This window comes from Acinetobacter legionensis (assembly GCF_048551735.1).
Lineage (GTDB): Bacteria > Pseudomonadota > Gammaproteobacteria > Pseudomonadales > Moraxellaceae > Acinetobacter.
The window spans coordinates 1-2970 of record NZ_JBIMBV010000047.1; the positions used below are offsets into that span (position 1 = coordinate 1).

5 protein-coding genes are annotated in these 2970 nt (G+C 37.2%); all 5 read left to right on the forward strand.

Annotated elements, in window-relative coordinates:
- Nucleotides 1-92: 92 nt before the first annotated feature.
- The 5 genes from ACG9ZL_RS20745 (at nt 93) to ACG9ZL_RS20765 (ending at nt 2346) form a co-directional block, all read left to right on the forward strand.
- Nucleotides 93-476: a hypothetical protein gene (locus ACG9ZL_RS20745; RefSeq protein ID WP_419361724.1), complete on the forward strand. Its 384-nt coding sequence runs from the start codon at nt 93-95 to the stop codon at nt 474-476.
- A complete protein-coding gene (locus ACG9ZL_RS20750; protein WP_419361727.1) occupies nt 463-894 on the forward strand; it encodes a hypothetical protein in 432 nt (143 codons plus the stop codon). Before ACG9ZL_RS20745 ends, ACG9ZL_RS20750 begins: the two co-directional genes overlap by 14 nt.
- A complete protein-coding gene (locus ACG9ZL_RS20755) occupies nt 894-1037 on the forward strand; it encodes a hypothetical protein (protein ID WP_244013260.1) in 144 nt (47 codons plus the stop codon). The genes ACG9ZL_RS20750 and ACG9ZL_RS20755 overlap by 1 nt, the downstream gene beginning before the upstream one ends.
- 9 nt (nt 1038-1046) lie before the next feature.
- Entirely contained in the window at nt 1047-1481 is a 435-nt protein-coding gene (locus ACG9ZL_RS20760; protein ID WP_419361729.1) for a hypothetical protein, read from the forward strand.
- A gap of 94 nt (nt 1482-1575) precedes the next feature.
- Nucleotides 1576-2346: a DUF723 domain-containing protein gene (locus ACG9ZL_RS20765; RefSeq protein WP_419361732.1), complete on the forward strand. Its 771-nt coding sequence runs from the start codon at nt 1576-1578 to the stop codon at nt 2344-2346.
- Nucleotides 2347-2970 lie beyond the last annotated feature (624 nt).

A 2970-nucleotide genomic window follows, 5' to 3' on the forward strand; every position in this document is an offset into this window, starting at 1 on the left:
AATGGCTCAGAGATCGCTTGGTGAAGGTGAGTATTTAGGGACCTATGAATTAAAACAAAATATACCTGAAGCCATTTTGGAGGCAGAACGTCATGGAGAAGTTTAAAGAATGGTTTGTAAGCCAGTATTTCTACACAAACATGCGGTTTGTGCATGGTGATGCGTTGTTTGATAAAGATGGGGATTTCTTTCGAATATTGGCTGTTCAGATCGCTTGGGAAGCATGGCAATCCCGACAGGCTGAGGTTGATGAGCTTTCATCACAGAATCAAATTTTAAAAGAAGTTGCTGAAAGTGATACGAAGACAATTGAGCGTTTAGAGTCAGTTATTAATCTAAATGATTCTGAATTGAAAGATAAAGATAAGCGGATTGAAGCAGCTCTAAATCATCTTAATGATGTTCGAAATAAGGGAACGGATCAATCTTGTTATTTGGCGATAAAAGCTTTGAGAGGCAACAATGCAAATTCCTAAAGGCCTCATCATTGGCATTGATCCAGACCTAGAAAAATCAGGAGTGGCTGTCTTAGGACAGTCATTCGAGCTAAAAAACTTAACTTTTGCTGAAACTGTTGAGTTATTCCGCATTCACCAGGATCAGATTAAGAAAGTGGTGATCGAGGCAGGTTGGATGAATAAAAAATCAAATCTACATAGTCGTATTGGTCAATCTAAGCGTGCAGGAGAGCGAATTGCTAAGAATGTAGGTGAGAACCATGCAACAGGAAAATTACTTGTAGAAATGGCGAAATCTTTCGGTTTAGCAGTGGTTGAAGTAAGACCTACCAGAACCAAAAAGAATTCAGAAGAATTTAATCGCATTACTGGCTGGCAAGGTCGAACGAATCAAGAGCAGCGTGATGCAGGTATGTTGATTTGGGGGATGGGTTAATGCAATGGATCCTAGCTTTCTTCCTGTTCATTTTCATGATGGGAGTGAAAATATCTGATGGTGCGGTACTGGATTGGGTTTTCTTTATCGTTGTGGTGGGCATGTTTTTAGCAGCAATAGTGGCAGTACGAGTATTAGGTTAAGGGGCAATTATGAACGCAGCGGTGAGAATTATGGATTGGTCTAAATACACAATTGATGGATGGCTTGAGCAATTTGGTGCTTGGTGTGAAACCGCTCGTTTGAAAGGTGGTGAATTGCCTGATGGGTTGCATGTTAATCAGATCTATTGGTTGATTCGTGAAGCAGATAAAACGCCACGTAACTCGAAGTGTTATATCCGTTGTGAAATTAGTGACTTTGAGGCAGAGCAGGTACAGGCGTTGCTGAGAAGTATTTTTAAGAGTGATTCAATTGATTATCAAGCTAAGTATGCAGTGATGTGTTTAGTGAAGCATAAAGTGGAGAATCGTAGTTTGAATGCGGTTGCGGATATAACAAATCAGTCTAAAGGGCAGGTGAATATTGTAGTTGGTTGTGCTAGATATTTTTTACATGCTCATGATAAAAGATTAAAAATATCATGAGCTTATGTTGTTTTATGGTATAATTATTGAGCGAACTTGAGAGGTGCTACCAACACCTTTCAAGCTCTAATCACATTGAAATTGAGGCTCCAAAATGACTGCATCGAATTGTATAGATCAGAACGCACGTAAGCAAATTAAGAATTTAAAATTTATTGATAAAGCTAAATTTGCTCATGGCGATAAATATGATTATTCAAAAGTTGACTATCAAGACAACAAAACAAAAGTAATCATCATTTGTAAATTACATGGTGAATTTCAACAACAACCAAATCACCATACTGCTGGGCATGGTTGTATTGTTTGTAGTGGGAAAAAGAAGCTCACCAAACAGGAATTTGTAAAAAGAAGCATTGAGACACATGGTAATAGGTATGACTACACCGAGTCTGTTTATTACAAGACAACAGAAAAAATTAAGATTAAATGTCTGAAACATGGATTCTTTGAGCAAGTTGCAAATTCCCATTTAACTGGAAGTGGTTGTCCGCGCTGTTTTCATTCCAGCTTGAGTCGAGATAGTTATCAGAAATTGTGTAGTGAAAAGCATGAGGGGAAATCGCATCTATATATCATTCGTTGCTTTAATGCCTTAGAGAGTTTTTACAAAATTGGAATTACCAGTCAAGGTACCAAAGACCGCTTTTCTGTTAAATCAAAAATGCCTTATGAATTTGAAGAAATTCGATTTATTGAGGATAGGGCGAGTTTGATTTGGGATTTGGAAAAGAAAATACACAAACTATTAAAGTCTTTGAAGTATTCCCCAAAGATTGGTTTTGCTGGAATGAGCGAGTGTTATAAAAATGATGACATAGTTGTAAAACAATTTGACAAAGTATTGACCTGTTTAAACGCATAACATACTATATGTGGTAGAGTGGACGAAGTTATGGTAATCCACACAGTTTTGATTTCCATACCCACCTACTCCAATACGTGGGTATTTTTTTACCATTTTTTTGAAATATTATAGATAATCATTTATTATTAGATAGCAACTCAAAAAGTTGTAGATGCAAATGTTGACAGCTCGGAAAGACGAGTAGCTCACAGAAATGTGGGCTTTTTTGTTGTCTGTTAAAAGACAACCAATATATCCAATGTGATTTCGTCACACATTGAGTTAGCCTCAGAGCCTCAAATAGTGGGTGACTCCCCGACCAAAGGAATTGAAAGACACAGAACAAATCAATAGCTAACTTTGAGATGTTTGTCGTGTTGAGTAGCGGTAGATCAGTTGCCGAGCTGATCAATATCGTAATCTAAGGCAAGGATGTGGCAGATCACCACGTCCTTTTTAATTCCAAGGAGAACAACATGCTCCGAATTAAACAAATCTTCTGCCATCACATTTGGGAATATTCAGATTTCTTTACCGTGAGAGAGTGTCGGAAGTGTGGGAAGGTGCGGTCAGTATAACAATAAATATAAATTAAACTAAAATTTGATTTAAAGTTATGAAATATATTGATTTAATTTAATT

Coding starts and splice junctions, on each gene's coding strand:
- ACG9ZL_RS20745 (WP_419361724.1), top strand. CDS start 93: ATGGAGAAGTTTAAAGAATGGTTTGTAAGCCAGTATTTCTACACAAAC.
- ACG9ZL_RS20750 (WP_419361727.1), top strand. CDS start 463: ATGCAAATTCCTAAAGGCCTCATCATTGGCATTGATCCAGACCTAGAA.
- ACG9ZL_RS20755 (WP_244013260.1), top strand. CDS start 894: ATGCAATGGATCCTAGCTTTCTTCCTGTTCATTTTCATGATGGGAGTG.
- ACG9ZL_RS20760 (WP_419361729.1), top strand. CDS start 1,047: ATGAACGCAGCGGTGAGAATTATGGATTGGTCTAAATACACAATTGAT.
- ACG9ZL_RS20765 (WP_419361732.1), top strand. CDS start 1,576: ATGACTGCATCGAATTGTATAGATCAGAACGCACGTAAGCAAATTAAG.